26 protein-coding genes are annotated in these 25,251 nt (G+C 55.2%); 17 read left to right on the top strand and 9 right to left on the bottom strand.

Annotated elements, in window-relative coordinates:
- Window positions 1–15 precede the first annotated feature (15 nt).
- The 4 genes from LQ945_RS03050 (at window position 16) to ruvB (ending at window position 3,102) form a co-directional block, all read left to right on the top strand.
- Window positions 16–759 carry a YebC/PmpR family DNA-binding transcriptional regulator gene (locus tag LQ945_RS03050; RefSeq protein ID WP_012145503.1) on the top strand — a complete coding sequence of 248 codons (744 nt, stop codon included), beginning with the start codon at window positions 16–18 and terminating at the stop codon, window positions 757–759.
- A gap of 73 nt (window positions 760–832) precedes the next feature.
- On the top strand, window positions 833–1,354 hold the full coding sequence (gene ruvC / locus LQ945_RS03045) for a crossover junction endodeoxyribonuclease RuvC (protein WP_044551835.1): 522 nt from the start codon (window positions 833–835) through the stop codon (window positions 1,352–1,354).
- Window positions 1,355–1,462: 108 nt separating this feature from the next.
- Entirely contained in the window at window positions 1,463–2,077 is a 615-nt protein-coding gene (gene ruvA, locus LQ945_RS03040; RefSeq protein ID WP_020827262.1) for a Holliday junction branch migration protein RuvA, read from the top strand.
- Window positions 2,078–2,097: 20 nt separating this feature from the next.
- Complete coding sequence (gene ruvB, locus LQ945_RS03035) at window positions 2,098–3,102, top strand: Holliday junction branch migration DNA helicase RuvB (RefSeq protein ID WP_020827261.1); 1,005 nt, start codon at window positions 2,098–2,100, stop codon at window positions 3,100–3,102.
- A 69-nt stretch (window positions 3,103–3,171) separates the two neighbouring features.
- Here the strand turns inward: ruvB and znuB are convergent, their stop codons facing one another.
- Both znuB and znuC read right to left on the bottom strand, forming a co-directional pair.
- Complete coding sequence (gene znuB / locus LQ945_RS03030) at window positions 3,172–3,957, bottom strand: zinc ABC transporter permease subunit ZnuB (protein ID WP_182822028.1); 786 nt, start codon at window positions 3,955–3,957, stop codon at window positions 3,172–3,174.
- On the bottom strand, window positions 3,954–4,712 hold the full coding sequence (gene znuC, locus LQ945_RS03025) for a zinc ABC transporter ATP-binding protein ZnuC (protein WP_270102227.1): 759 nt from the start codon (window positions 4,710–4,712) through the stop codon (window positions 3,954–3,956). The genes znuB and znuC overlap by 4 nt, the downstream gene beginning before the upstream one ends.
- Before the next feature lie 78 nt (window positions 4,713–4,790).
- Here znuC and znuA point away from each other — a divergent pair, with 78 nt between their 5' ends.
- The 3 genes from znuA to lpxM all read left to right on the top strand — a co-directional run bounded on the left by znuA (window position 4,791) and on the right by lpxM (window position 8,218).
- A complete protein-coding gene (gene znuA, locus LQ945_RS03020; RefSeq protein WP_262241353.1) occupies window positions 4,791–5,756 on the top strand; it encodes a zinc ABC transporter substrate-binding protein ZnuA in 966 nt (321 codons plus the stop codon).
- Between the two features lie 21 nt (window positions 5,757–5,777).
- The gene (gene mepM, locus LQ945_RS03015; protein WP_041414635.1) at window positions 5,778–7,100 is read left to right on the top strand and encodes a murein DD-endopeptidase MepM; all 1,323 of its coding nucleotides are present in this window, start codon (window positions 5,778–5,780) and stop codon (window positions 7,098–7,100) included.
- 149 nt (window positions 7,101–7,249) lie between these two features.
- Window positions 7,250–8,218 (top strand): lauroyl-Kdo(2)-lipid IV(A) myristoyltransferase, encoded by a 969-nt coding sequence (gene lpxM, locus LQ945_RS03010; RefSeq protein WP_044551830.1) that lies wholly within the window; start codon window positions 7,250–7,252, stop codon window positions 8,216–8,218.
- Between the two features lie 67 nt (window positions 8,219–8,285).
- Here lpxM and LQ945_RS03005 read toward each other — a convergent pair whose 3' ends face one another.
- The 3 genes from LQ945_RS03005 to LQ945_RS02995 all read right to left on the bottom strand — a co-directional run bounded on the left by LQ945_RS03005 (window position 8,286) and on the right by LQ945_RS02995 (window position 11,781).
- On the bottom strand, window positions 8,286–9,170 hold the full coding sequence (locus LQ945_RS03005; RefSeq protein WP_270102226.1) for a leucine-rich repeat domain-containing protein: 885 nt from the start codon (window positions 9,168–9,170) through the stop codon (window positions 8,286–8,288).
- 107 nt (window positions 9,171–9,277) lie between these two features.
- Entirely contained in the window at window positions 9,278–10,720 is a 1,443-nt protein-coding gene (gene pyk, locus LQ945_RS03000) for a pyruvate kinase (RefSeq protein WP_044551827.1), read from the bottom strand.
- 188 nt (window positions 10,721–10,908) lie between these two features.
- A complete protein-coding gene (locus LQ945_RS02995) occupies window positions 10,909–11,781 on the bottom strand; it encodes a MurR/RpiR family transcriptional regulator (RefSeq protein ID WP_020827253.1) in 873 nt (290 codons plus the stop codon).
- 418 nt (window positions 11,782–12,199) lie between these two features.
- Here LQ945_RS02995 and zwf point away from each other — a divergent pair, with 418 nt between their 5' ends.
- The 4 genes from zwf (at window position 12,200) to mdtI (ending at window position 15,721) form a co-directional block, all read left to right on the top strand.
- Window positions 12,200–13,675 (top strand): glucose-6-phosphate dehydrogenase, encoded by a 1,476-nt coding sequence (gene zwf, locus LQ945_RS02990; protein ID WP_020827252.1) that lies wholly within the window; start codon window positions 12,200–12,202, stop codon window positions 13,673–13,675.
- Window positions 13,676–13,829: 154 nt separating this feature from the next.
- Complete coding sequence (locus tag LQ945_RS02985) at window positions 13,830–14,471, top strand: bifunctional 4-hydroxy-2-oxoglutarate aldolase/2-dehydro-3-deoxy-phosphogluconate aldolase (RefSeq protein WP_270102225.1); 642 nt, start codon at window positions 13,830–13,832, stop codon at window positions 14,469–14,471.
- Window positions 14,472–15,036: 565 nt separating this feature from the next.
- Window positions 15,037–15,405, top strand: a complete 369-nt coding sequence (gene mdtJ / locus LQ945_RS02980) for a multidrug/spermidine efflux SMR transporter subunit MdtJ (protein WP_044551824.1) — start codon at window positions 15,037–15,039, stop codon at window positions 15,403–15,405.
- Entirely contained in the window at window positions 15,392–15,721 is a 330-nt protein-coding gene (gene mdtI / locus LQ945_RS02975; protein WP_020827249.1) for a multidrug/spermidine efflux SMR transporter subunit MdtI, read from the top strand. The genes mdtJ and mdtI overlap by 14 nt, the downstream gene beginning before the upstream one ends.
- Before the next feature lie 57 nt (window positions 15,722–15,778).
- Here the strand turns inward: mdtI and LQ945_RS02970 are convergent, their stop codons facing one another.
- On the bottom strand, window positions 15,779–16,123 hold the full coding sequence (locus LQ945_RS02970) for a RidA family protein (protein ID WP_044551823.1): 345 nt from the start codon (window positions 16,121–16,123) through the stop codon (window positions 15,779–15,781).
- Window positions 16,124–16,256: 133 nt separating this feature from the next.
- Between LQ945_RS02970 and LQ945_RS02965 the strand changes: the two genes are divergently transcribed.
- The 5 genes from LQ945_RS02965 to rnd all read left to right on the top strand — a co-directional run bounded on the left by LQ945_RS02965 (window position 16,257) and on the right by rnd (window position 22,746).
- Window positions 16,257–18,161 (top strand): ATP-dependent DNA helicase, encoded by a 1,905-nt coding sequence (locus LQ945_RS02965; protein WP_044551821.1) that lies wholly within the window; start codon window positions 16,257–16,259, stop codon window positions 18,159–18,161.
- An 80-nt stretch (window positions 18,162–18,241) separates the two neighbouring features.
- Complete coding sequence (tsaB, locus tag LQ945_RS02960) at window positions 18,242–18,943, top strand: tRNA (adenosine(37)-N6)-threonylcarbamoyltransferase complex dimerization subunit type 1 TsaB (RefSeq protein WP_041415440.1); 702 nt, start codon at window positions 18,242–18,244, stop codon at window positions 18,941–18,943.
- Window positions 18,944–19,045: 102 nt separating this feature from the next.
- Window positions 19,046–19,636, top strand: a complete 591-nt coding sequence (locus LQ945_RS02955) for a Slp family lipoprotein (RefSeq protein WP_044552969.1) — start codon at window positions 19,046–19,048, stop codon at window positions 19,634–19,636.
- A gap of 210 nt (window positions 19,637–19,846) precedes the next feature.
- A complete protein-coding gene (gene fadD / locus LQ945_RS02950; RefSeq protein ID WP_182822047.1) occupies window positions 19,847–21,535 on the top strand; it encodes a long-chain-fatty-acid--CoA ligase FadD in 1,689 nt (562 codons plus the stop codon).
- An 89-nt stretch (window positions 21,536–21,624) separates the two neighbouring features.
- Window positions 21,625–22,746, top strand: a complete 1,122-nt coding sequence (gene rnd, locus LQ945_RS02945; protein WP_044552967.1) for a ribonuclease D — start codon at window positions 21,625–21,627, stop codon at window positions 22,744–22,746.
- A gap of 233 nt (window positions 22,747–22,979) precedes the next feature.
- Here the strand turns inward: rnd and minE are convergent, their stop codons facing one another.
- The 3 genes from minE to minC are packed head-to-tail and all read right to left on the bottom strand — an operon-like array spanning window position 22,980 to window position 24,792.
- A complete protein-coding gene (minE, locus tag LQ945_RS02940; RefSeq protein WP_012145482.1) occupies window positions 22,980–23,249 on the bottom strand; it encodes a cell division topological specificity factor MinE in 270 nt (89 codons plus the stop codon).
- A gap of 3 nt (window positions 23,250–23,252) precedes the next feature.
- On the bottom strand, window positions 23,253–24,065 hold the full coding sequence (gene minD / locus LQ945_RS02935; RefSeq protein WP_020827242.1) for a septum site-determining protein MinD: 813 nt from the start codon (window positions 24,063–24,065) through the stop codon (window positions 23,253–23,255).
- Window positions 24,066–24,090: 25 nt separating this feature from the next.
- Window positions 24,091–24,792, bottom strand: coding sequence for a septum site-determining protein MinC (gene minC, locus LQ945_RS02930; RefSeq protein ID WP_262241363.1), 702 nt, complete (start codon window positions 24,790–24,792; stop codon window positions 24,091–24,093).
- A gap of 136 nt (window positions 24,793–24,928) precedes the next feature.
- Here minC and LQ945_RS02925 point away from each other — a divergent pair, with 136 nt between their 5' ends.
- Entirely contained in the window at window positions 24,929–25,201 is a 273-nt protein-coding gene (locus tag LQ945_RS02925; RefSeq protein WP_269935108.1) for a YcgL domain-containing protein, read from the top strand.
- The last annotated feature ends 50 nt before the right edge of the window (window positions 25,202–25,251 follow it).

The raw sequence follows: 25,251 nt of genomic DNA, 5'->3' as shown, positions 1-25,251 counted from the left end.
TTTCGGAGATTTTTTATGGCAGGTCATAGTAAGTGGGCCAACACAAAGCACCGTAAAGCAGCGCAGGATTCCAAGCGCGGTAAAATTTTCACCAAAATTATTCGCGAGCTGGTGACCGCCGCGAAACTGGGCGGTGGCGATCCGGGGGCTAACCCGCGTCTGCGTGCGGCGATCGACAAGGCGCTGTCCAACAACATGACGCGCGACACCCTGAACCGTGCCATCGCGCGTGGCGTAGGCGGTGATGATGATTCCAACATGGAAACCATCATTTATGAAGGCTACGGCCCAGGCGGTACTGCCGTCATGATCGAGTGCCTGAGTGACAACCGTAACCGTACCGTGGCCGAAGTGCGTCATGCCTTCACCAAGTGTGGCGGTAACCTCGGTACCGACGGCTCCGTGGCTTACCTGTTCACCAAGAAGGGCGTGATCACTTACGCACCGGGCCTGGACGAAGACGTGGTGATGGAAGCGGCGCTGGAAGCCGGCGCTGAAGATATCGTCAGCTACGACGACGGTGTGATCGACGTCTTCACCGCCTGGGAAAACCTCGGCGAAGTGAAAGACGCGCTGACCGCAGCCGGTTTCACCGCCGACTCGGCAGAAGTTTCCATGATCCCATCGACCAAGGCCGATATGGATGAGGAAACCGCACCTAAGCTGTTGCGCCTGATCGACATGCTGGAAGACTGCGACGACGTGCAGGAGGTTTACCACAACGGTGAGATCTCCGACGAGGTTGCTGCGACGCTGTAATGGGGTTGAAGTACGGCGCTGCCTTGTGGCAGCGCCTGGCGAAGTTAATGCTTAACGCAAGGTGGGTGTAGGGATGACGATCATTCTCGGTATCGATCCCGGATCGCGCGTCACCGGTTACGGCCTGGTTCGTCAGCAGGGCCGCCAGTTGAGCTATATTGCCAGCGGTTGTATTCGCACAGTGGTGGACGACATGCCGACGCGCTTAAAGCTGATTTATGCCGGCGTCAGTGAAATCATTACCCAGTTTAAACCTGATTTTTTCGCCATTGAGCAGGTGTTTATGGCGAAAAACCCGGACTCGGCGCTCAAGCTTGGGCAGGCACGCGGCGTGGCGATTGTCGCTGCCGTGAACCAGGATTTGGAAGTGTTTGAGTATGCGGCACGCCAGGTAAAGCAAACGGTGGTCGGTACCGGCGCGGCGGAAAAGGCGCAGGTACAGCATATGGTGCGTTCGCTGCTTAAACTGTCGGCCAATCCCCAGGCCGATGCCGCCGATGCGCTGGCGATCGCCATTACCCACTGTCACCTCAGCCAAAACGTGCTGCGGATGAGCGAAGGGCGATTGAACCTGGCGCGTGGACGTTTAAAGTAGCGCTTAATCAGTTCTGAGGCTGGATATTCATCCAGCCTTTTTTATGTTATAAGCTTTAGCAGCACGGCATGGCAGAAGGTCATGCTCAGGAATTCAGCAGGAGGGTAAATGATAGGTCGTCTCAGAGGTTATATTCTGGAAAAGCAGCCGCCACTGGTGTTACTGGAGGCAAATGGCGTGGGCTATGAAGTGCATATGCCGATGACCTGCTTTTATGAACTGCCCGAACTGGGGCAAGAGGCTATCGTGTTTACCCAATTTGTGGTGCGCGAAGATGCCCAACTGCTGTATGGCTTCAACGATAAACAAGAGCGCGCGCTGTTTCGCGAGTTGATCAAAGTGAACGGCGTAGGCCCTAAGCTGGCGCTGGCCATTCTGTCCGGCATGTCGGCGCAGCAGTTTGTCAGTGCGGTTGAGCGCGAAGAGATCACTTCGCTGATAAAATTGCCGGGCGTAGGCAAGAAGACCGCAGAGCGCCTGGTGGTCGAAATGAAAGACCGCTTCAAAGGGCTTAATGGCGACCTGTTCAACAGCAGCAGTGAAATCACGCTTCCTGCCACAGCGGCGAAAGCTGCCGAACTGGATGCGGAAGCCGAAGCAGCCTCTGCGCTGGTGGCGCTGGGCTACAAACCGCAGGAAGCCAGTCGTATGGTCAGCAAAATCGCCAAGCCGGGTGCAGATTGCGAAACCCTGATCCGCGACGCGTTGCGTGCCGCGCTTTAAGCGCCGATAAGGGGTAGAGAATGATTGAAGCCGATCGCCTGATTTCTGCCGAGCCGATCAATGAAGAAGAAATTCTTGATCGCGCCATCCGGCCGAAGCTGCTGACGGAATACGTCGGTCAGCCGCATGTCCGCGAGCAGATGGAAATTTTTATTCAGGCCGCCAAGCAGCGTGGCGACGCACTGGACCATTTGCTGATCTTCGGCCCGCCCGGGTTGGGGAAAACCACGTTGGCCAACATCGTTGCCAATGAAATGGGCGTTAACCTGCGCACCACATCCGGACCGGTGCTGGAAAAGGCGGGCGATCTGGCGGCGATGCTTACCAATCTGGAACCGCATGACGTTCTCTTTATCGATGAAATCCACCGCCTGTCTCCGGTAGTGGAAGAAGTGCTGTATCCGGCGATGGAAGATTACCAACTGGATATCATGATCGGTGAAGGCCCGGCCGCACGCTCGATCAAACTCGATTTGCCGCCGTTCACGCTGGTGGGGGCAACCACTCGCGCCGGCTCTTTGACCTCGCCACTGCGCGATCGCTTCGGTATTGTTCAGCGTCTGGAGTTTTATCAGGTCGCCGACTTGCAGCATATCGTTTCACGCAGCGCTAACTGCCTGGGGCTGGATTTATCGGACGAGGGCGCGCATGAAGTGGCTCGCCGTGCACGCGGTACACCGCGTATTGCCAACCGGTTACTGCGCAGGGTGCGTGATTTTGCCGAGGTTCGCGCCAATGGCGTAATCAATGGCGAGGTGGCGATGCAGGCGCTGGACATGTTGAACGTTGACGCCGAAGGGTTCGACTACATGGACCGCAAACTGTTGCTGGCGATAATCGACAAGTTCACCGGAGGCCCTGTCGGCCTGGATAACCTGGCGGCAGCGATAGGCGAGGAAAGGGAAACTATCGAGGACGTTATCGAACCGTTCCTGATCCAGCAAGGTTTCATCCAGCGCACGCCGCGCGGGCGCATGGCCACCAATCATGCCTATAAGCACTTTGGCATGGTGCGCGAAGAGTAAATATTGCTCCGTAATCCATATTAAAAAGGGCCGCTAGTTGCGGCCCTTGTGCTATCTGCAAGAGGGAGGTCAGGCTTGCTGCTTCCTGGACAAGCTCAGGACGAACAGCACCGCCGCGCTCAGCACCACCGATGGGCCGGCCGGGGTATCGTAAAAGGCCGAGAAGGCCAATCCGCCGGTCACTGCCAGCACACCCACCAGCACCGCGTAGGCGGCCATTTGCTCAGGGGTCCTGGCGAAGCGTCGTGCGGTCGCGGCCGGAATAATCAGCAGAGAGGTAATGATCAGCGCGCCGACGAATTTCATCGCCAGGCCAATGGTCAGAGCGGTAACCAGCATCAATACGGTGCGCGCACGAACCAGATTGACTCCGTCGACGTGGGCCAGTTCTGGGCTGACGGTCATCGACAGCAGGTTGCGCCACTGCCACCACAGGATCAACAGGACAACACTGACCCCAATGGCAATCATCCAGATATCGGTGAGGGTGACCGACAGCAGATCGCCAAACAGATAGGCCATCAGATCGACCCGCACGTTGGACATCAGCGCCACCACCACCAAACCCAACGACAGCGCGCTGTGCGCCATAATGCCGAGCAGGGTATCAACGGAAAGTTGCGGACGACGCTCCAGCCAAACCAGCACCAGCGCCAGCACCAGCGTCACGGCAATCACCGCATAGAAAGGATTCACGTCCAGCAGCAGCCCGAAGGCCACCCCCAGCAAGGATGCGTGCGCCAGGGTATCGCCGAAATAGGACATCCGGCGCCAGACCACAAAAGAGCCCAATGGACCGGCGGCAGCGGCCAATAACACCCCGGCCAGCCAGCCGGGTAATAACAGTTCGATCATGCCTCACGGCCCCCGGTTTTCTTCAACACAATTCGTCCTTGCAGGTCGTGGCGGTGATTATGGTGGTGACGATAGACCGCCAATTGTTCCGCACCGCGGTTGCCGAACATGGCGATAAACTCAGGATGCATCGAGACCACTTCCGGTGCGCCGGAACAGCAGATGTGTTGGTTGAGGCACAGCACTTCATCGGTTTTCGCCATGACCAGGTGCAGGTCATGGGAAACCATCAGGACCGCGCAGCCCAGTTCTTTGCGCAGTTGGTCGATGAGATCGTACAGCGCCAGTTGGCCGTTGACGTCAACCCCTTGCGTTGGCTCATCCAGTACCAGCAGTTGCGGCTTGTTCAGCAGCGCCCGCGCGAGCAGTACGCGCTGATTCTCGCCGCCGGAGAGTTTTTGCATCGGTTGATCGAGCAGGTGCGCAGCCTGCACGCGTTTGAGCGCGGGCAGAATATCGGCTTTCCTGACGCCGGGTTTCAGGCGCATAAAGCGGCTGACGGTGAGCGGCAGAGTGGCGTCGAGGTGCAGTTTTTGAGGTACATAACCGATGCGCAGGCCCGGTTCGCGTTCAAACGTACCTTCCGTTGGCGCAACCAGCCCGAGAACCACGCGGACCAGCGTGGATTTGCCCGCGCCGTTTGGACCGAGCAGCGTCAGAATACGGCCCGGCTGCAGGCTGAGCGAAATATTCGACAGCACCTTGCGGTTACCAAAGGAGACGGAGATATTTTTTAGCGTTGTCAGTGTGGACATCTCATGATTACATTTTGCAGAACTAACCGAATGTTATAATATCACGCCTCGCTGATGAAAACGACGGGATTACTGATAATGGCACATAAAAATAAATGGCTGCAGCGCACGTTGCTGGCTACTGCACTGATGATGGCCGGACCGCTGAGCAGCGCCTCTGCGGCGGTTGTGACCTCCATTCGCCCACTGGGCTTTATTGCATCCGCCATCGCCGACGGCGTAACGCCGACCGAGGTGCTGTTGCCGGATGGCGCCTCGCCGCACGATTTCGCTTTGCGACCTTCCGATATCCAACGCCTGCGCGCCGCCGATCTGGTGGTGTGGGTAGGCCCGGATATGGAAGCTTTTCTGACCAAATCCCTCACGCCGGTATCGGCGAATCGTCAATTGGCCATCAGCGAACTGAGTGGAGTAAAACCGCTGTTGATGAAAGGAGAAGACGACGACCACGAGCATGAACACGACCATGATCATGCAACGGATGCGCATAATCATGCCGATCACGATGAGGGCGATGGACACCATCATGGCGAGTATAACATGCACGTTTGGCTGTCTCCGGAAGTGGCAAAAGTGACCGCGATCGCGATTCACGACAGGTTATTGGAACTTATGCCGCAGAATAAGGACAAATTAGACGCAAACCTGCGCCAGTTCGAGAATCTACTGACGCAAACTGACAAAAATGTTGGTAACATGCTCAAGCCTGTGCAAGGCAAAGGATATTTTGTTTTTCATGATGCTTACGGCTATTTTGAGAAACATTTCGGTTTGAGCCCGCTGGGCCATTTCACCGTGAATCCCGAAATCCAACCTGGAGCACAGCGCTTACACCAAATTCGAACACAGTTGGTTGAGCAGAAAGCAGTCTGCGTTTTTGCTGAGCCACAATTCAGGCCGGCCGTAATCAATGCCGTTGCCAAGGGGACCAAAGTGCGTTCTGGAACGCTGGACCCGTTGGGCACCGGTATCGCACTGGGGAAAGACAGCTACGGGAACTTCCTGACTCAGCTGTCGAACCAGTACGTGAGCTGCCTGAAGTAAAGATTATGAGGATAAAATCGAGTGCAGCAGATAGTCCGAACTATCGCTCTGGCGTATAACAATCTGCCACGGCCCCACCGCGTCATGCTGGGGTCGCTGACAGTGGTTACATTGGCCGTTGCCGTCTGGCGGCCTTTTGTTTATCACCCAGAACATAACCCCATCGTTAAAAGCATTGAGTTAGAATCCAGCCAATTACGATCCTTGCTGCCAGAAGCCAGCGAACCGATCGATCTCGACCAAGCCACCCCCGATGATGACATCCCACAGGATGAGCTGGACCAGAAGGTCGCCGGCGAGGATGGCGTGCATGAATATGTCGTTTCTACCGGTGATACGCTGGGCAGTATTCTGACCCAATACGGCATAGATATGTCGGATGTCACGCTGTTGGCATCGCAAAACCGCGATCTGCGTAACCTGAAAATCGGCCAACAGCTGTCATGGACGGTGAACGATGCCGGCGATCTGCAGCGTTTGACCTGGGAAGTTTCCCGGCGTGAAACCCGCACCTACGACCGCGTTGGTAACAACTTCAAAGAAACTCAGGAATCGCAGCAGGGCGAATGGCGCAACAACGTGATCAGCGGTCGGCTGAACGGCAGCTTCGTCAGCAGCGCCGGCGATGCCGGTCTGAGCCGTGCAGAAATCAATGCGGTGATCAAAGCGCTGCAGTGGCAGCTGGATTTCCGTAAACTGCGCAAGGGCGATCAGTTCTCGGTATTGATGTCTCGCGAACACTTTGACGGCAAGAGCGCACAAAGCCAGCTGTTGGGGGTGCGTATGCGCACCGGCGGCAAAGACTATTACGCCATCCGTGCCGAGGACGGTAAATTCTACGATCGTCAGGGTTCGGGCCTGGCGCGTGGCTTTATGCGTTTCCCTACCATGAAGCAGTTCCGCATCTCTTCAAACTTCAATCCGCGTCGGGTGAATCCGGTCACCGGGCGCATTGCACCGCACAAAGGCGTTGACTTCGCGATGCCGGTCGGTACTCCGGTGCTGGCCGTGGGCGACGGTGAAGTGTTGATCGCCAAACGCAGCGGTGCCGCGGGCAACTACGTGGCAATCCGCCATGGTCGCCAGTACACCACGCGTTATATGCACCTGAAAAAGCTGCTGGTTAAGCCTGGGCAGAAGGTGAAACGGGGTGACCGTATTGCGCTATCCGGCAACACCGGACGCTCTACCGGCCCGCACCTGCACTTCGAAATGTGGACCAACCAACAGGCGGTCAACCCGCTGACGGCGAAACTGCCGCGTTCAGAAGGGCTGAGCGGCAAAGATCGCAGCGATTATCTGGCGCAGGTGAAAGAAGTGGTGCCTCAGCTGCAGCTGGATTGATCCCTTTGCCCCGGCGCGTTACTGCGCCAGTGATTCCATCGGCCTGATTACGGGCCGATGTTGTTTTATATTGGTGCTTCGCCGTTGTGAATTGCAAAATCACCCTTTGCAATTATGATTAGCCGAACCGCTATGTTAAGAGCTTGTGCATGCAAAACGAGAAAAAATCGAACTCAGAGTTCATCCCGCAATTTCAGAAAGCCTTTTACCATCCGCGCTACTGGGGCGTTTGGCTGGGAACCGGGTTAATGGCCGGTATTTCACTGGTGCCTGCACGCCTGCGCGATCCGGTGCTCGGCGCCGTGGGCAAGTTGGCCGGCAAGGTGGCAAAAGGCGCTCGACGTCGTGCACGCATCAACCTGCTGTACTGCCTGCCTGAGCTGCCGGAAAACGAGCGTGAACATATCATCGACGAGATGTTTGCCACCGCGCCGCAATCGATGATCCTGATGGCGGAGCTGGCCTGTACCCAACCTGAGAAAGTGTTGAAGCGCGTTCGCTGGCACGGTGAAGAGGTGCTGGATAAAATCCGTGAAGAAGGGCGTAACGTGATTTTCCTGGTACCGCACGGGTGGGCGGTGGATGTTCCGGCGATGCTGATGGCCGCACGTGGTCAGCCGATGGCAGCGATGTTCCATAACCAAAGCAACCCGCTGGTCGATTATCTGTGGAACACCGTACGTCGCAAGTTTGGCGGTCGCATGCATGCGCGCAATGACGGTATCAAGCCGTTTATCAGTTCAGTACGCCAGGGGTATTGGGGCTATTATCTGCCGGATCAGGATCACGGAGCAGAGCACAGCGAATTCGTGGATTTCTTTGCGACTTATAAAGCTACGTTGCCTGCGGTCGGGCGTCTGATGAAGGTCTGTCGTGCGGCCATTGTGCCGTTGTTCCCGGTGTATGACGGTAAAACCAGCATGCTCGATATCTATATACGACCGCCGATGGACGACCTGGCTACGGCCGACGATCACACCATTGCCCGCCGGATGAATGAAGAAGTAGAGAATCTGGTCGGTCCCAACCCGGAACAGTACACCTGGATCCTCAAACTGCTGAAAACGCGCAAAGAAGGGGAAATCGAACCCTATTCACGCGACGATTTATACCGCTAAGCTCAGTTTTGGCGTCAGGCAAGGGGCAGTCATCTTCGGGTGGCTGCCCCTTGGTGTTTTAAGGGCCTTAAATATGCACCAGGCAGCCTTGGGCAATCAGCGGGTCCAGCACGGCAGGCATTTCGGCAAAGTTGTTCCAGCGCAGATCCAACCGCTGTAGCTGGGTCAATTCGGCCAGACTGTCGGGCAGGGCGCTTAGCTGGTTAGCGCGCAGATCCAACGTGGTCAGTGCTTTAAGCTGCCCAATGGAGGTCGGTAGCTGTTGCAAGCGGTTGGTTCTGAGGTTGAGGTGAGTCAGGTTGACCAGCCGCCCAAAAGTGGTGGGTAGCTGGCCGATAGCGTTATTTTCCACATCCAGCACCCTGAGCGCAGAGAGCTGGGCTATTTGCTCTGGCAGGGCAACCAGATGATTGTTCATCAGGTGCAGTTCCCGAAGAGCGCTCAACTGCCCGAACGTCTCAGGCAACGAGGCAATCTGGTTATTGTAAAGCCGCAGTTCCTGCAGCGCACCGAGTTGCATAATGGCCGCAGGCATTTCACTGAGCTGATTATCCGTCGCATTCAAATACCGCAGTTTATGTAACCGCCCCAGTTCGACGGGCAGATCGCGAAAGGCGTTATCGCTGAGGTATAAATAAGTCAGTTCCCGCAGCTCACCGATCCCGGCGGGCACCCGGTTGGCCTGGTTGTGACCACAGTCGAGCATGGCCAGCTGTTTCAACAGGCCTATTTCAGTGGGCAGTTCGCTGAGTTGGTTGCAAGAGATGTTCAACACCTGCAGATCGGCATGCTGCAAAATCTGCCGTGGGAATTGCCGAAGCCGATTGTCGTACAAACTGATTTTCAGCAGTGAGTTGCCTTGTAGACAGGCATCGTCCAGGTTTTCCAGCCCCTGACCGTCCAGATCCAGACTTTGTGCAGTGCGGTTTTGCTGTGGGTGTTGATGAAGCATCGAAGGCTCTCCGTTTGCCATGGCGGCGACAGGAGACGAGTTTAACAGGGGGAAAGGGCGGTGCGGGAAAAAATGCCGACCGCGTTAACGGCCGGCAGCAGGACAGATTACTCGACGCGCAGAATACGGCTGGTGTTGGTGGTGCCAACGGTTTCCATCACGTCACCCTGGGTGACGATCACCAGATCGCCCGAGACCAGGAAGCCTTTATCACGCAGACGATTTACCGCGTCATTAGCGGCGATGACGCCATCTTCGTGGCTGTCGAAGTACACAGGGGTAACGCCACGATACAACGCGGTCAGGTTCAGCGTGTGTTCATGGCGCGACATGGCGAAGATCGGCAGGCCGGAGCTGATGCGCGACATCATCAGCGCGGTGCGGCCAGATTCGGTCATGGCGATCAGCGCGGTAACCCCTTTCAGGTGGTTGGCCGCGTACATTGAAGACATGGCGATAGCCTCTTCAATGTTGTCGAACTGTACGTCCAGGCGGTGCTTGGAGACATTGATGCTTGGGATCTTCTCAGCACCGAGGCAAACGCGCGCCATGGCCGCCACGGTTTCTGCCGGGTATTGGCCAGCAGCGGTTTCGGCAGACAGCATCACGGCGTCGGTACCGTCCAGCACGGCGTTTGCCACGTCCATCACTTCGGCGCGGGTCGGCATTGGGTTGGTGATCATTGACTCCATCATCTGGGTCGCGGTGATCACGGCACGGTTCAGGGTGCGGGCGCGGCGGATCAGCTTTTTCTGGATGCCGACCAGCTCAGGATCGCCGATTTCGACGCCCAGATCGCCACGGGCAACCATCACTACGTCGGAGGCCAGAATGATATCATCCATGGCTTCGTCGCTGCAGACGGCTTCGGCACGCTCAACCTTGGACACGATCTTGGCGTGGCAGCCAGCATCGCGCGCCAGACGGCGGGCATAGTTCAGGTCTTCGCCGGTGCGCGGGAAGGAAACCGCCAGGTAATCGACGCCGATTTTGGCTGCGGTGACGATATCGGCCTTGTCTTTCTCGGTCAGGGCCTCTGCGGACAGGCCGCCACCCAGTTTGTTAATGCCCTTGTTGTTGGACAGCGGGCCGCCAACGGTCACTTCGGTAAAGACTTTCATGCCCTGAACTTCGAGCACCTTCAACTGTACGCGGCCGTCGTCCAGCAGCAGTACGTCGCCCGGCACCACGTCGGCAGGCAGGCCTTTATAGTCGATACCGACTTTTTCTTTATCGCCTTCGCCCTTGGACATGTTGGCATCGAGCAGGAATTTATCACCGATGTTAAGGAAGATTTTGCCTTCCTTAAAGGTGGAAACACGAATTTTCGGCCCTTGCAGGTCACCCAGAATAGCGACGTGACGTCCCAACTTGGCAGCGATTTCGCGCACTTTGTCGGCGCGAGCCTGATGATCTTCTGCCGTGCCGTGGGAAAAGTTAAGCCGAACTACGTTAGCGCCTGCGGCAATGATCTTTTCCAGATTATTGTCGCGGTCAGTAGCCGGACCCAGGGTGGTAACAATTTTGGTTCTTCTGAGCCGTCTGGACATGTATTACTCCGTTGACTGGTGAAGCAAATTATTGGTGTTGCGATAACGTCGGATAACGAAACCTGGAGTGAAATGTAATTTTACTACACTGATGTTTCACTTGGGTTACCCGCATGAGCGTTGTAACAGGGTACTGCCTCTAATGCCGCCGTTCAGATGATCTTGAACGACAGGTTTTTTCACATCGGTTACGAGTCGAAATTGTTGGGGATAACGACACCCTTATCAAAGCGCGATTCTTTCAACGCTTCCTTGACCCGCTTCAAGTTATCTCTGAATTTGGCCCCTCTGCGCAAGGTAAATCCGGTGGCGAGCACGTCTATGAGCGTTAATTGCGCAATTCGTGACACCATCGGCATATAAACGTCGGTATCTTCGGGAACATCAAGCAGCAACGCCAGGGTTGCCTCGTGCGCCAGAGGGGTATCGCGTGAGGTGATGGCGATAACCGTGGCGTCGTTTTCACGCGCCAGCTGCGCCATTTCCACCAGGTTTTTGGTGCGGCCAGTGTGGGAGATTAACACCACTACGTCTCCCTCGCTGGAATTCATGCAGCCCATACGTTGCATGACGATATCGTCGAAGTAGACCACCGGGATATTAAAGCGAAAAAATTTGTTCATCGCGTCGTGAGCGACGGCCGCAGAGGCACCCAAACCGAAGAAAGAGATTTTTTTTGCCTGGGTAAGCAGATCAACCGCACGATTGATTGCGGCAATATCCAAATTTGCCTTTACTGTATCCAGACTGGCCATTACCGATTCGAATATTTTACCGGTATAGGCATCGACGCTGTCATCTTCCTCCACGTTACGGTTTACGTACGGAGTGCCATTGGCCAGGCTTTGGGCAAGATGCAGTTTAAAATCGGGGAAGCCTTTGGTATCGAGACGGCGACAAAAACGGTTGACGGTGGGTTCGCTGACGTCTGCCATTCTGGCCAGCGTCGCGATACTGGAGTGGATGGCGGTCTGTGGGGAGGCCAGGATCACCTCAGCGACTTTCCGTTCAGATTTGCTCAGCAGCTCCAGATGACTCTGGATTTTTTCCAGCGTATTCATATAACGAGGGTCACTCATGGTTTATACCCGTCGCATTTCAAGCTACAGCGGGGGCGATCGCACTGGCTTTAACTTGAAATCCATAGGGTATGTCGATTTCAATTAAAGGAGAAATCAATGCCGGTTTAGTGGAAATATACTACGTGCTGGTAACCGTTGGCAGTGTCGACAGAGGGTATGCAGGCTTTTTTCATCAGAACATGACCTGTGTCTAACTTTCATAATGGTAAAAGAGCATCAAAAAAGACAGAAAATTACAGTTTTTGGCTCTGGCGGCCAGGTTTAGAGCCAATAGCACTTAACACTGCATTTTCTGGGGCTTTTTTTCTACTTTTGATCCGGGTTTACTGGCCGTAGTCAAAGAGAGTACATTAGTAATGTAAGAAAATTACAAATATCCTGCAACGAGGAGATGAACATGGCGGTAACCTCTACAGCCCAGGCGTGTGACCTGGTTATTTTCGGCGCGAAAGGCGATTTGGCGCGTCGTAAGCTGTTGCCTTCCCTGTACCAGTTAGAGAAAGCCGGTCATATCCATCCGGATACCCGCATCATCGGCGTCGGCCGTGCCGAGTGGGATAAAGAAGCCTATATCAAGGTGGTCAAGGAAGCGCTTGGCACCTTTATGAAAGAAAAACTGGATGACGAACTCTGGGCAACGCTGAGCGCGCGCCTGGATTTCTGCAACCTGGATGTGAACGACAGCAAGAACTTTACCAAATTGGGTAAAATGCTGGACCAGAAACATCGCACCACCATTAACTACTTTGCCATGCCGCCAAGCACCTTCGGCGCGATTTGCAAAGGCTTGGGTGAAGCCAAGTTGAACCACGAGCCGGCGCGCGTGGTGATGGAAAAACCGCTAGGCACCGATCTCGCTTCTTCACGCGTGATCAACGATCAGGTGGCGGAATACTTCAACGAGAGCCAGGTTTATCGTATCGACCATTATCTCGGTAAAGAGACGGTACTGAACCTGCTGGCGCTGCGTTTCGCCAACTCGTTGTTCGCCTCCAACTGGGATAACCGCACCATCGATTCCGTACAGATCACCGTAGCGGAAGAGGTGGGTATTGAAGGGCGCTGGGGCTACTTTGACCAGGCCGGTCAGATGCGCGACATGATCCAGAACCACCTGTTGCAAATCCTGACCATGATTGCCATGTCGCCACCGGCGGACCTGACTACTGACCGCATTCGCGACGAGAAAGTGAAGGTACTGCGTTCACTACGCCGCATAGATCAGACCAATGTACGTGAAACCACAGTGCGTGGTCAGTACACTGCCGGCTTCGTGCAGGGCAAAAAGGTACCGGGTTATCTGGAAGAAGAAGGGGCGAATAAAAGCAGCAACACTGAAACCTTCGTCTCAATCCGCGTTGATATCGACAACTGGCAGTGGGCCGGCGTGCCGTTCTACCTGCGTACCGGTAAGCGTCTGCCGACCAAATGTTCTGAAGTGGTCGTCTACTTCAAGAACCCGCCGTTGAACCTGTTCAGCGATTCTTACCAGCAGTTGCCGCAGAACAAACTGACCATTCGTCTGCAGCCGGATGAAGGCATCGAAATTCAGGTGTTGAACAAGGTGCCAGGTCTGGATCACAAGCACCGCCTGCAAACCACCAAGCTGGATCTGAGTTTCTCCGAAACCTTTAACCAGGAGCATGTGGCTGACGCCTATGAGCGTCTGTTGCTGGAAACCATGCGTGGCATTCAGGCGCTGTTCGTACGCCGTGATGAAGTGGAAGAAGCCTGGAAGTGGGTTGACTCCATTATGGACGCGTGGAAAGCGGATAACGAGGCACCGAAGCCGTACCAATCCGGCACCTGGGGCCCGGTCGCTTCAGTGGCGATGATCACCCGTGATGGCCGTTCCTGGAACGAGTTCGAGTAATCACCCTGCCGGCAGCTTATCTGCCGGCATTTTTTTGCCCGCAGTAGCGGGGCGCAACATCACTTGGGGTACGGCCGGACGCCCGCGCTTTAACGCGTGGGGCCCTGTGGCAGGGGCGTGCCATTGATAACCCGTAAGTAATGGAGAAATAACGATGAAAAACTGGAAAACCAGCGCAGAACAGATCCTGACCGCAGGCCCGGTGGTTCCGGTGATAGTGATCAACAAGCTGGAACATGCGGTGCCGCTGGCCAGGGCGCTGGTAGCCGGTGGCGTGCGCGTGCTGGAAGTCACATTGCGCACCGACTGCGCCACGGAGGCGATCCGCGCTATCGCGGCAGAGGTGCCGGAGGCAATTATCGGTGCAGGTACGGTGATTAATCCGCAGCAGCTGCAGGCAGTGACCGAGGCAGGCGCGCAATTCGCTATCAGCCCCGGCCTGACGGAAGCGCTGTTGAAGGCCGCAACCGCAGGGTCTATCCCGTTAATTCCAGGCATTAGCACCGTTTCAGAGCTGATGCTGGGTATGGATCACGGGCTGCGTGAGTTCAAATTCTTCCCGGCGGAAGCCAACGGTGGCGTGAAGGCATTGCAGGCGATCGGCGGCCCATTCCCGCAGGTGCGTTTCTGTCCGACCGGGGGAATCACGCCCAACAACTACCGTGATTACCTGGCTCTGAAAAGCGTGTTGTGTATCGGCGGCTCTTGGTTGGTACCGGCCGATGCGCTGGAAAATGGCGACTACGCTCGCATCACCGAACTGGCGCGTACCGCCGTCAGCGGCGCTGCGGTCTAACCCGCGCCGGGCCTGGGCCAGGCGAAAATTTGGCCGTGCCGATTTAAACCGAGGTTCAACAACATGTTGAACCTTTTTTTATTTTTAAATTACTTAACTTTCTTATTTTTAAACTTTTTTTTAATCGTTTTTGTGAAAACGGCGGTTTGCTTTCTTTTTTTGGCTATGGTACAACTATCGCAGTTGAAAATTTTACTTGATGAGGATATTGGGCAAATCGCACTCCGTGTAACAAGATAATGTGCGGCTGAGAATAGAGAATAATTATGATGACAACTAATGGAATTACCCTCAGAACCTCTACTTGCCAGCTTTTCCTGTCTGCCATCCTTGCCAGTGAGCATCACTGGTGCAGCGAGCTATAGCGTCTTTCTCCCTTAACCGGTGCTGGTGACAGGCTCAGTCCTCCGTCATTCCGCGTAGCCGGGCAAACTTCTTTATTACGTTTGGGTCAGTTTATCCCCAGGGATCTCTGCGTCGTCAGCGCCTCGTTGCGCCTGTCTGACGAGATAAATCGGGATAAATATGCCTTAGCGTGCGTTATTCGCCGTTTGGGAGAGAAATTATGATTTATTGGATCTTTTTAGGCTTGGCCATCGTGGCCGAAATTATCGGTACCCTGTCCATGAAATACGCCAGCGTCAGCGGCGGCATGACCGGTCATATTGTGATGTATGTGATGATCACTGCGTCGTACGTCATGCTGTCGTTGGCGATAAAACGCGTCGCTCTGGGCGTTGCTTATGCGTTGTGGGAAGGGATCGGTATCCTGTTTATTACCCTGTTCAGCGTGATGTGGTTCGACGAGCCAATCTCGGCTTTGAAGGTGCTGGGTCTGGTGACGTTGATCGCCGGTATCCTGCTGGTGAAGTCCGGTACCCGCAAACCACGAAAACAGGCCAGCCCGCGAGGTGACAACCATGCAACAGCTTGAGTTGTACCACATTGGGTTCTTGGGACTGGCGATTGTGTTGGAAATTGTCGCCAACATCTTCCTGAAGATGTCAGACGGTTTCCGTAAAATCTGGTTAGGCCTGCTGTCATTGCTGTCGGTGCTGGGGGCGTTCAGTGCTCTGGCGCAGGCGGTGAAGGGGATTGATCTGTCGGTGGCCTATGCGTTGTGGGGTGGTTTCGGTATCGCCGCAACGATTGCCGCAGGTTGGATCCTGTTCGGTCAGCGCCTGAATGCCAAAGGCTGGATTGGCCTGGTGCTGTTGCTGGCCGGCATGGTGATCATCAAACTGGCTTAATCAACGCAAGAGTACGAAAAATGAAACCGCAGGCGTCAGCGTCTGCGGTTTTTTGTTTTACAGCGCGGCAATGATTTTGATTTCAACCTTGTACTTCGGGTTCATCAATTTGGCCTGCACGGTGCAGCGCACCGGCGCGCTGCCGGCAACCACCCAAGCATCCCAGGCGGCGTTCATGGCAGCAAAATCGGCGCCGTCGGCCAGAAAGATAGTGGCGTCCAGCACCCGGCTCTTGTCGGAGCCCACGCGCGCCAGGATCACGTCAATCGCCGCCAGGGCATTTGCGGTCTGGGCGGTAGCGTCATCATCCAGGTTTTCCGGCACGCTGGTGTAATAAACGGTGTCGTTATGAACTACGGCTTCGGACCAACGTTGGTCCGGGTCAATGCGTTCGATATTCATGCAATTATCTCCATATCATCATCGCGTTAAGGGTAACACAGCCATCGGCAGAAATGTGCGACGATAAAGTCGGTGGTAGCCGCGCGGCAGGATAGGCATAATTAGCGCTGAATTACATCGGCAGAGAGATAGCGTGGCAGACGATTTCGCAACAGACGGCGCCCTGGCGCAGGCAATCAAGGGTTTCAAACCGCGTGAAGCACAGCGGCAGATGGCGGAAGCGGTCACCGAAGCCATTAACTTCAAGCAGGAACTGGTGGTCGAAGCGGGCACCGGGACCGGCAAAACCTATGCCTACCTGGTGCCGGCACTGCGGGCCGATCGCAAAGTGATTATTTCAACCGGGTCAAAAGCGTTACAGGATCAGCTTTATGCACGCGATTTGCCCACCGTGGCCAAGGCACTGAAGTACAAAGGCAAGATGGCGCTGCTGAAAGGGCGCTCCAATTACCTGTGCCTGGAACGTCTGGAGCAACAGTCGATGGCCGGCGGCGAACTGGCCGGGCAAACGCTGATCGATCTGGTCCATCTGCGCAAATGGTCGTCGATGACCAAAGAGGGCGATATCAGCAGTTGCAGCGACGTGGCGGAAGACAGCTTCGTTTGGCCGCTGGTGACCAGCACTAACGACAACTGCCTGGGCAGCGATTGCCCCTTGTATAAAGATTGCTTTGTGGTCAAGGCGCGTCGTCGCGCCATGGATGCCGATGTGGTGGTGGTGAACCACCATCTGTTCCTGGCCGATATGGTGGTGAAGGAGGGCGGCTTTGCCGAACTGATCCCTGAGGCCGATGTGATGATCTTCGATGAAGCGCATCAGATCCCGGATATCGCCAGCCAGTATTTCGGTAAGCAACTGACCAGCCGCCAACTGCTGGACCTGGCGAAAGACATTTCCATTGCCTACCGCACCGAAGTGCGCGATGCCGCACAGCTGCAAAAAAGCGCCGACCGTCTCAGCCAAAGCACGCAGGATTTTCGTTTGATGCTGGGGGAGCCGGGGTTTCGCGGCAACCTGCGCGAAGTGCTCAGTCAGCCCAATGTGCAGCGTGCTTTGCTGCTGCTCGATGACGCGCTGGAGCTGTGCTATGACGTGGTCAAGCTTTCCCTTGGCCGCTCGGCCCTGCTGGATGCCGCCTTTGAGCGTGCTACGCTGTACCGGGCCCGACTCAAGCGCTTGAAAGAGGTCAACGAACCCGGTTTCAGCTATTGGTATGAGTGCAACTCACGCCATTTTGTGTTGGCGCTGACCCCGCTGACGGTGGCCGATCGTTTCCGCGAGCTGCTGGATGAAAAACCGGGCAGCTGGATTTTTACCTCGGCAACCCTGTCGGTCAATGAGCAAATGGGGCACTTTACCGAGCGTCTGGGCCTGAACAAGGCCAAAACGCTGCTGCTGGCCAGCCCGTTCGACTACGCCAAACAAGCCTTGCTGTGCGTGCCGCGTTTTTTGCCCTCACCAAATCAACCCGGCGGCGCAAGACAATTGGCTCGCATGCTACGGCCGCTGATTGAAGCCAATAACGGCCGCTGCTTCTTCCTTTGTACTTCGCACCAGATGATGCGTGAGCTGGCGGAGGAGTTCCGCGCCACCATGACGTTGCCGGTGCTGCTGCAGGGAGAAACCAGCAAGGGCCAACTGTTGGCTCAGTTTGTCGAGGCCGGTAATGCGCTGTTGGTGGCGACCAGCAGTTTCTGGGAGGGCGTAGATGTCCGCGGCGATGCATTGTCTTGCGTGATTATCGACAAACTGCCGTTCACCTCGCCTGACGATCCGTTGCTGAAAGCCCGGATTGAAGACTGCCGATTGCGCGGCGGCGACCCATTCAACGATGTGCAACTGCCGGATGCGGTCATTACCCTGAAACAGGGAGTTGGACGCCTGATCCGCGATACCGACGATCGCGGAGTGCTGGTGATTTGCGACAATCGGCTGGTCATGCGCCCCTATGGCGAAGTATTTCTTAATAGCCTGCCGCCGACGCCGCGTACCCGCGATATCGCCCAGGCGATTGCCTTCCTGCAGGCGGAACGCTAGCCGATAGGCGTGACCCCGGGGCTGTGCTACAATGCGCGCCCTGTATGAAAAACCCTGTTTTTTTCCCGCCTGAGGTTGGCATGTCCACGCGAATTTTAGCGATCGATACAGCGACGGAAGCCTGTTCCGTTGCTATCTGGAATCAAGGCGAAATCCACGCCCTGTTTGAGCTGTGCCCACGTGAGCATACGCAACGTATTTTACCTATGGTGCAGCAGGTGCTGGCGGAATCCGGCGTCACCCTTGGCCAGCTCGATGCGCTGGCTTTTGGCCGTGGGCCGGGCAGCTTTACCGGCGTGCGTATCGGCATCGGCATTGCTCAGGGGCTGGCGCTGGGCGCCGACTTGCCCTTGCTGGGCGTCTCCACCCTGCAAACCATGGCGCAGGGCGCCTGGCGACTCACCGGGGCTGACCGCGTGCTGTCGGCGATAGATGCGCGTATGGGTGAAGTCTACTGGGGGCAGTTTGAACGTCAGCAGGACGGTAACTGGCTTGAAAGTGAAGGTGAAGCGGTACTGACCCCGGCGCAGGCGCTGGTGCGTGCGCAAGGTCTGCAAGGCCACTGGGCGCATGTCGGCACCGGCTGGCAAACCTACCCGGATTTGGTTGCCGGTTCTACGTTAACCCTGAGCGATGGGCAAATGTTGTTGCCGCAGGCAGAAGATATGCTGCCTTTGGCGCTGCATGCCTGGCAACAGGGGTTGGCGGTGGCGGTAGAAAATGCCGAGCCGACCTATTTGCGCAATGAGGTCACCTGGAAGAAATTACCGGGCCGCGAATAGGCGCCACCGATTTGTGCTGTGGCGGCCATCGGGAGAGGGATGATCTGCAACTTGCTCTGTGAATTGATGTCAAAGTTACAGCCATTTCAGGAGATTGCGATGATGTTAACCCGCACTGTTTGTAAAAAAATGTCGCTGCTGGCCATTGCCGGCAGCGTGCTGGCGTTGTCAGGGTGTGTCACCGTGCCTGACGCGATTAAAGGCAGCACGGCAACGCCGGTCCAGCAGTTGTCTTCGGTACAGAATGCGCCGAACCTGTTTGTCGGGGCTGAAGCTCGCTTTGGCGGTACGGTAGTGAACGTTGCCAATGAGCAGGGGCGCACGCTGTTGGAAATTGCCGCTGTGCCGCTCGATTCCGGCGCCCGGCCGATATTGGGTGAGCCGTCACGGGGGCGTCTGATAGCCTCGGTTAATGGCTTCCTGGAACCGGTTGATTTCAAGGGCCAGTTAGTAACGGTAGTAGGGCCAATCACCGGCGTGAAAGACGGCAAGATCGGCATGACCCCGTACAAGTTTGTTACCATGAATGCCACCGGCTACAAACGCTGGCATCTGGCTCAGCAGGTGATGATGCCACCGGCGCCAATGGGCCCTTGGGGCTGGCGTAGCGGTACCTGGGGCCCCGGTTGGGGCGTGGGGTACGGCTGGTATAATCCTGGCCCGGCACAGGTGCAAACTATCGTTACCGAATAATGCTCGTAGGATGTTAACAATTTTAATAGGGCGGCTCCGGCCGCCTTATTCTTTTGGCGCAGGGAAAGACCGCCAATTAGTGACGTACATCGCAACCTGAATATTGTTTAAAACTCAAACTGGTCTGCTGAGTTAAAATATTGTTATGGTTTGGCTGCATATTTGGGGGCTGCGATGATGATAATGAATAATGATTTCAGGAGTAATACCTTGGATAAGGTCTGGTTAAAACGTTACCCGGCGGATGTTCCGGCAGAGATCGACGCCGATCGTTATTCATCTTTGGTCGAAATGTTTGAAAATGCGGTTCAGCGCTACGCGGATCAACCGGCTTTCATTAACATGGGCGAGGTGATGACCTACCGCAAGCTGGAAGAACGTAGTCGGGCTTTCGCGGCTTACCTGCAAAATGAGCTGGGGCTGCAGAAAGGCGATCGCGTTGCTCTGATGATGCCGAATCTGTTGCAGTATCCCATCGCGCTGTTTGGCATTTTACGTGCGGGTATGGTGGTGGTGAACGTTAACCCGCTGTATACGCCGCGTGAACTGGAACATCAATTGAACGACAGTGGCGCAAGTGCCATTGTGATCGTGTCAAACTTTGCCCACACGCTGGAAAAAGTGGTGTTCAACACGCAGATAAAGCACGTGATCCTGACGCGCATGGGCGACCAGCTCTCCGCTGCCAAAGGCACGCTGGTTAATTTCGTGGTGAAATACATCAAACGGCTGGTACCGAAATACCATTTGCCGGCTGCCGTTTCTTTTCGCAGTGCGCTCCAGCGCGGGCGTCGCCAACAGTATGTTAAACCCGATATTATCAACACCGATCTGGCGTTCCTGCAATATACCGGCGGGACTACCGGCGTCGCCAAGGGCGCGATGCTGACGCACCGCAACATGCAGGCCAACCTGGAGCAGGCCAAAGCTGCCTATTTGCCGCTGTTTCGTGAAGGGCAGGAGTTGGTGGTCACGGCGCTGCCGCTGTATCACATTTTTGCGCTGACGGTGAACTGCCTGCTGTTTATCGATTTGGGTGGGCGCAATTTGCTGATCACCAACCCGCGTGATATTCCGGGGATGGTGAAAGAACTGGGTAAATATCCGTTCACCGCCATGAGCGGGGTGAACACCCTGTTCAATGCGCTATTGAACAACGAGGACTTCCACAAGCTGGATTTCTCCACGCTGCGTTTTTCCGTCGGCGGCGGCATGTCGGTACAGAAATCGGTGGCGGACAAGTGGGAGAAAACCACCGGTAAACATCTGCTGGAGGGATACGGCCTGACGGAATGCGCACCGCTGGTGGCAGGGAACCCTTACGATCTGAAACACTACAGCGGCAGTATCGGCTTGCCGGTGCCGTCGACGGACATTCGTCTGGTGGACGACAACGGTCAGGATGTGCCGATCGGCGAGCCGGGCGAACTGTGGGTCAAAGGCCCGCAAGTTATGTTAGGCTACTGGCAGCGGCCGGATGCCACCGATGAAGTGTTGAAAGAGGGCTGGCTCGCGACCGGGGATATCGTTACAGTGGACGAGATGGGTTTTGTCCGCGTCGTCGACCGTAAGAAAGACATGATCCTGGTTTCCGGGTTTAACGTATACCCGAACGAGATTGAAGACGTGGTCAGCCAGCATCCGAAAGTGTTGGAATGCGCGGCGATTGGCGTGCCGAATGAGGTCACCGGTGAAACGGTCAAAATTTGTGTGGTGAAGAAAGACGCTTCGCTGACCAAAGAAGAGTTGTTGACCCACTGCCGCCGGCAGTTGACCGGATATAAAGTGCCTAAAATTGTTGAGTTCCGTGACGAGTTGCCGAAGTCTAACGTCGGTAAAATTTTGCGGCGAGAACTGCGTGATGAGCAGAAAAAACCTGCGGCGGCCGACGCCGCCTAGGTTATCATCCACGCCCTGCAGATCAACAACGCCGGTGAATGCCGGCGTTGTTGTGTTTGAATCATGAAAGCGACCAAGAGAATGACGTTTTGAACTATCAGTTGATCACTACCGATGCCGGATTGCAGCAGGTCTGCGAGCAGGCGAAAAAGCATGCCCAGATAGCGCTGGACACCGAGTTTGTCAGAACGCGCACCTACTATCCGCAGTTAGGCCTGATTCAGTTATACGACGGTGAACAACTCTCCCTGATTGACCCCTTGCCAATCAAGCAATGGCAGCCGTTTATCGAGCTGCTGAGCAACACCCAGATTGTTAAGTTCCTGCATGCCGGCAGTGAGGACCTGGAAGTTTTCCTCAACGCCTTTAAAACCTTGCCGACGCCGATGGTAGACACCCAGATCCTGGCGGCTTTCACCGGTAGGCCGCTGTCTTGCGGGTTTGCGACCCTGGTGGCGGAGTATATGCAGGTGGAACTGGATAAAAGTGAAGCCCGTACCGACTGGTTGGCGCGTCCGTTGACGGAAAAGCAGTGCGTTTATGCGGCTGCGGACGTGTTCTATCTGCTGCCGATGGCCAAACGCCTGGTTCAGGAGACGGAAGAAGCCGGTTGGACCGCCGCAGCCAACAACGAGTGCCTGTTGTTGTGCCAGCGCCGTAGCGAGACGCTGGCGCCGGAATTGGCCTACCGTGAAATCACCAATGCCTGGCAACTGCGTCCGCGCCAGTTGGGCTGCTTGCAGAAACTGGCTGAATGGCGCCTGCGTCAGGCCCGTGAGCGCGATCTGGCGGTGAACTTTGTGGTGCGCGAGGAAAACCTCTGGCAGGTGGCGCGGCATATGCCGACATCGCTGGGGGAATTGGACTCGCTGGGTCTCAGTGGCCCGGAAATTCGTTATCACGGTAAAACGCTGTTGGCACTGGTGGCAGAGGCCAGCGAGCTCGATGAGGCTGCACTGCCTGCACCGTTGTCGAACCTGATCGATCAGCCGGGCTACAAGAAAGTGTTCAAGGATATCAAGGCGGCGATCGTCATCGTCAGTGAGCAAAGCGGGTTGAGCAGCGAATTACTGGCATCGCGCCGACAGATTAACCAACTGCTGAATTGGCATTGGAAATTGAAAGGCGCTGACAGCCTGCCAGAATTAATCAGCGGTTGGCGCGGTGATTTATTGGCGTCGCCGCTGCAGGCTATTTTGAAGGATTATTAATCGAGCGGTAAAACTTGGGGCAGGGTAAGGAAACGCTGCTCCGATTATTTATTAGAAATAATCATAGCAACACTTACCGACAGCATTTACTTTAAACAACGGTGACGCAAGATTAATTGAGATTAATCCCAAAGGGTAAAAACGATTATTAGGCGCTTTTTATCTCAATAACTGGTTATGCATACAGTTACCCCCTGCAAGAAAATATACAGGGGGTAATTAGTGCGTCACACTCATTTAGTTACTTCTTCCGATTCCGGTAATGTCACGTTGAGTTCAAGAACCGAAATATCATCCCCTTTCTGCTCAAACTGCACGTGCAGCATTTCAGGGTCGATTTGAATATATTTGCAAATTACCGCCAGAATATCGCGTTTCAAATCAGGCAGATACGGGGGCTCACTGTCCCCGCGACGACGCTCTGCGACGATAATCTGCAGCCGTTCCTTGGCTATATTGGCTGTCTGCTTTTTGCGGGACAGAAAGAAGTCTAGTAATGCCATGGTTTATCCCCCAAAAAGGCGTTTCAGGAAACCCTTCTTCTCTTCTTCAATGAAGCGGAAGGGGCGTTCTTCCCCTAACAAGCGGCTCACGGTATCGTCGTAGGCTTTGCCGGCATCCGACTCGGCGTCGAGGATCACCGGTTCACCCTGGTTGGATGCACGCAGTACGGATTGGTCTTCCGGGATTACGCCGACCAATGGAATGCGCAGAATTTCCAGCACGTCTTCCATGCTCAGCATGTCGCCACGGCTGACGCGACCTGGGTTGTAGCGGGTCAGCAGCAGGTGTTCCTTGATTGGCGATTCGCCTCTCTCGGCACGGCGAGATTTGGAAGACAAAATGCCCAGGATACGGTCAGAGTCACGTACCGAGGAGACTTCCGGGTTGGTGGTGATGATGGCTTCATCAGCAAAGTACAACGCCATCAGCGCGCCGGTTTCGATGCCTGCCGGAGAGTCACAAACCACAAAATCAAAATCCATTTCGCCCAGGTCGTTAAGGATCTTCTCAACGCCTTCGCGGGTCAGTGCGTCTTTGTCACGCGTTTGCGAAGCTGGCAGGATAAACAGATTTTCAGTGCGCTTGTCTTTGATCAACGCCTGATTCAGCGTGGCATCACCCTGAATAACGTTAACGAAATCGTAAACAACCCGGCGTTCGCAGCCCATGATCAGGTCAAGATTACGCAGGCCGATATCAAAATCGATCACTACGGTTTTCTTTCCTTTTTGGGCTAAACCGGTAGCGATGGCCGCGCTTGAAGTGGTCTTGCCAACGCCCCCTTTACCCGATGTAACAACAATAATGCGTGCCATGAAATGGATTCCTTGTCAAAAGGGCTTAATTTAAAGGTTGTATGGTTAAAGCGTTATCCAACAGGCTGAGTCGTACTGCCTGCCCGACATAGTCGGACGGGATTTGGTCGCTCAACCAGTACTGCCCTGCGATAGAGACTAGCTCAGCACCCAGGTGCGTGCAAAAAATCTGGCACTGTGTATCACCTGATGCACCGGCCAGCGCACGACCACGCATCATGCCGTAGACGTGAATGTTGCCGTCGGCAATTAATTCAGCGCCGGCGCTGACGCTGCTGGTCACTATCAGATCGCTGTTGCGGGCATAAATTTGTTGGCCGGAACGAACAGGGGCACTGATGATGCGCGTCTTGGCGGGGGCGTTGGGATCCACCACCGGGGCTGGCGCGGGCGCCGGTTCCGGGGCGGCCATCTTTTGGCCTTTGCCTTCGTTCAGTAACGGCAGCCCGGCACGGGTTATTGCGCGTTTCTGCCGCTCATCTCTGCAACCGCTGATACCCACAACGCGCAGACCTGCTGCCGTGACAGCCTGTTGAAGTTCTTTCCAGTTTGCGTCGCCGTTCAGCGTTGCAACGTTGATAACAACAGGGGCGTTTTTCAAAAAAGCGGGCGCTTGCTCTACTTTTTCCAGTAACGCCTGACGAATTACCTCGGGTTCCGAATTATGCAAATGAACAACCGATAGGGTAAAACTGCTGCCTTTTAGCTCAATTGGCGATTGTGACATCTATCCTGACTCAGTCTCAGCAACTTTAAATCCCCGGAATACCAATCGGGGTGCGATATTCCGAAGTACTATAAGCATGTTATAGTCAGAGTTATATCCAGGCAAGACGCTGCCCCAATTAAATAGAGTTAAAAACATGCTTTGTGTGATCTATAGAAGCCCTAAACGCGATCAAACTTATCTTTATGTCGAAAAAAAAGACGATTTCTCCCGAGTACCGGAAGATCTGATGAAAAGTTTCGGCACGCCGCAATTGGCAATGATGCTTTCCCTGGAAGGGCGGGAAAAGTTAGCCTCGGCGGATATTGAAAAAGTGAAAGAGGCCCTGAAAGAAGAAGGGTTTTATCTGCAGGTTCCACCGCCGTTGGAAAATTTATTAAATCAGCATTTGTCTGCTGACAAAAAATAACCTACGCAGGCGTACAGGGTGACGCTGGAGCGGCAGCCCTAAACAGAGAG

The organism is Serratia liquefaciens, assembly GCF_027594825.1.
GTDB lineage: Bacteria > Pseudomonadota > Gammaproteobacteria > Enterobacterales > Enterobacteriaceae > Serratia > Serratia liquefaciens_A.
Note: the sequence above shows the minus strand (reverse complement) of the source record. Positions and strands in the feature narration are given on the sequence as shown.

Coding starts and splice junctions, on each gene's coding strand:
- LQ945_RS03050 (WP_012145503.1), top strand. CDS start 16: ATGGCAGGTCATAGTAAGTGGGCCAACACAAAGCACCGTAAAGCAGCG.
- ruvC (WP_044551835.1), top strand. CDS start 833: ATGACGATCATTCTCGGTATCGATCCCGGATCGCGCGTCACCGGTTAC.
- ruvA (WP_020827262.1), top strand. CDS start 1,463: ATGATAGGTCGTCTCAGAGGTTATATTCTGGAAAAGCAGCCGCCACTG.
- ruvB (WP_020827261.1), top strand. CDS start 2,098: ATGATTGAAGCCGATCGCCTGATTTCTGCCGAGCCGATCAATGAAGAA.
- znuB (WP_182822028.1), bottom strand. CDS start 3,957: ATGATCGAACTGTTATTACCCGGCTGGCTGGCCGGGGTGTTATTGGCC.
- znuC (WP_270102227.1), bottom strand. CDS start 4,712: ATGTCCACACTGACAACGCTAAAAAATATCTCCGTCTCCTTTGGTAAC.
- znuA (WP_262241353.1), top strand. CDS start 4,791: ATGGCACATAAAAATAAATGGCTGCAGCGCACGTTGCTGGCTACTGCA.
- lpxM (WP_044551830.1), top strand. CDS start 7,250: ATGCAAAACGAGAAAAAATCGAACTCAGAGTTCATCCCGCAATTTCAG.
- LQ945_RS03005 (WP_270102226.1), bottom strand. CDS start 9,170: ATGCTTCATCAACACCCACAGCAAAACCGCACTGCACAAAGTCTGGAT.
- pyk (WP_044551827.1), bottom strand. CDS start 10,720: ATGTCCAGACGGCTCAGAAGAACCAAAATTGTTACCACCCTGGGTCCG.
- LQ945_RS02995 (WP_020827253.1), bottom strand. CDS start 11,781: ATGAATACGCTGGAAAAAATCCAGAGTCATCTGGAGCTGCTGAGCAAA.
- zwf (WP_020827252.1), top strand. CDS start 12,200: ATGGCGGTAACCTCTACAGCCCAGGCGTGTGACCTGGTTATTTTCGGC.
- LQ945_RS02985 (WP_270102225.1), top strand. CDS start 13,830: ATGAAAAACTGGAAAACCAGCGCAGAACAGATCCTGACCGCAGGCCCG.
- mdtJ (WP_044551824.1), top strand. CDS start 15,037: ATGATTTATTGGATCTTTTTAGGCTTGGCCATCGTGGCCGAAATTATC.
- mdtI (WP_020827249.1), top strand. CDS start 15,392: ATGCAACAGCTTGAGTTGTACCACATTGGGTTCTTGGGACTGGCGATT.
- LQ945_RS02970 (WP_044551823.1), bottom strand. CDS start 16,123: ATGAATATCGAACGCATTGACCCGGACCAACGTTGGTCCGAAGCCGTA.
- tsaB (WP_041415440.1), top strand. CDS start 18,242: ATGTCCACGCGAATTTTAGCGATCGATACAGCGACGGAAGCCTGTTCC.
- LQ945_RS02955 (WP_044552969.1), top strand. CDS start 19,046: ATGTTAACCCGCACTGTTTGTAAAAAAATGTCGCTGCTGGCCATTGCC.
- minE (WP_012145482.1), bottom strand. CDS start 23,249: ATGGCATTACTAGACTTCTTTCTGTCCCGCAAAAAGCAGACAGCCAAT.
- minD (WP_020827242.1), bottom strand. CDS start 24,065: ATGGCACGCATTATTGTTGTTACATCGGGTAAAGGGGGCGTTGGCAAG.
- minC (WP_262241363.1), bottom strand. CDS start 24,792: ATGTCACAATCGCCAATTGAGCTAAAAGGCAGCAGTTTTACCCTATCG.
- LQ945_RS02925 (WP_269935108.1), top strand. CDS start 24,929: ATGCTTTGTGTGATCTATAGAAGCCCTAAACGCGATCAAACTTATCTT.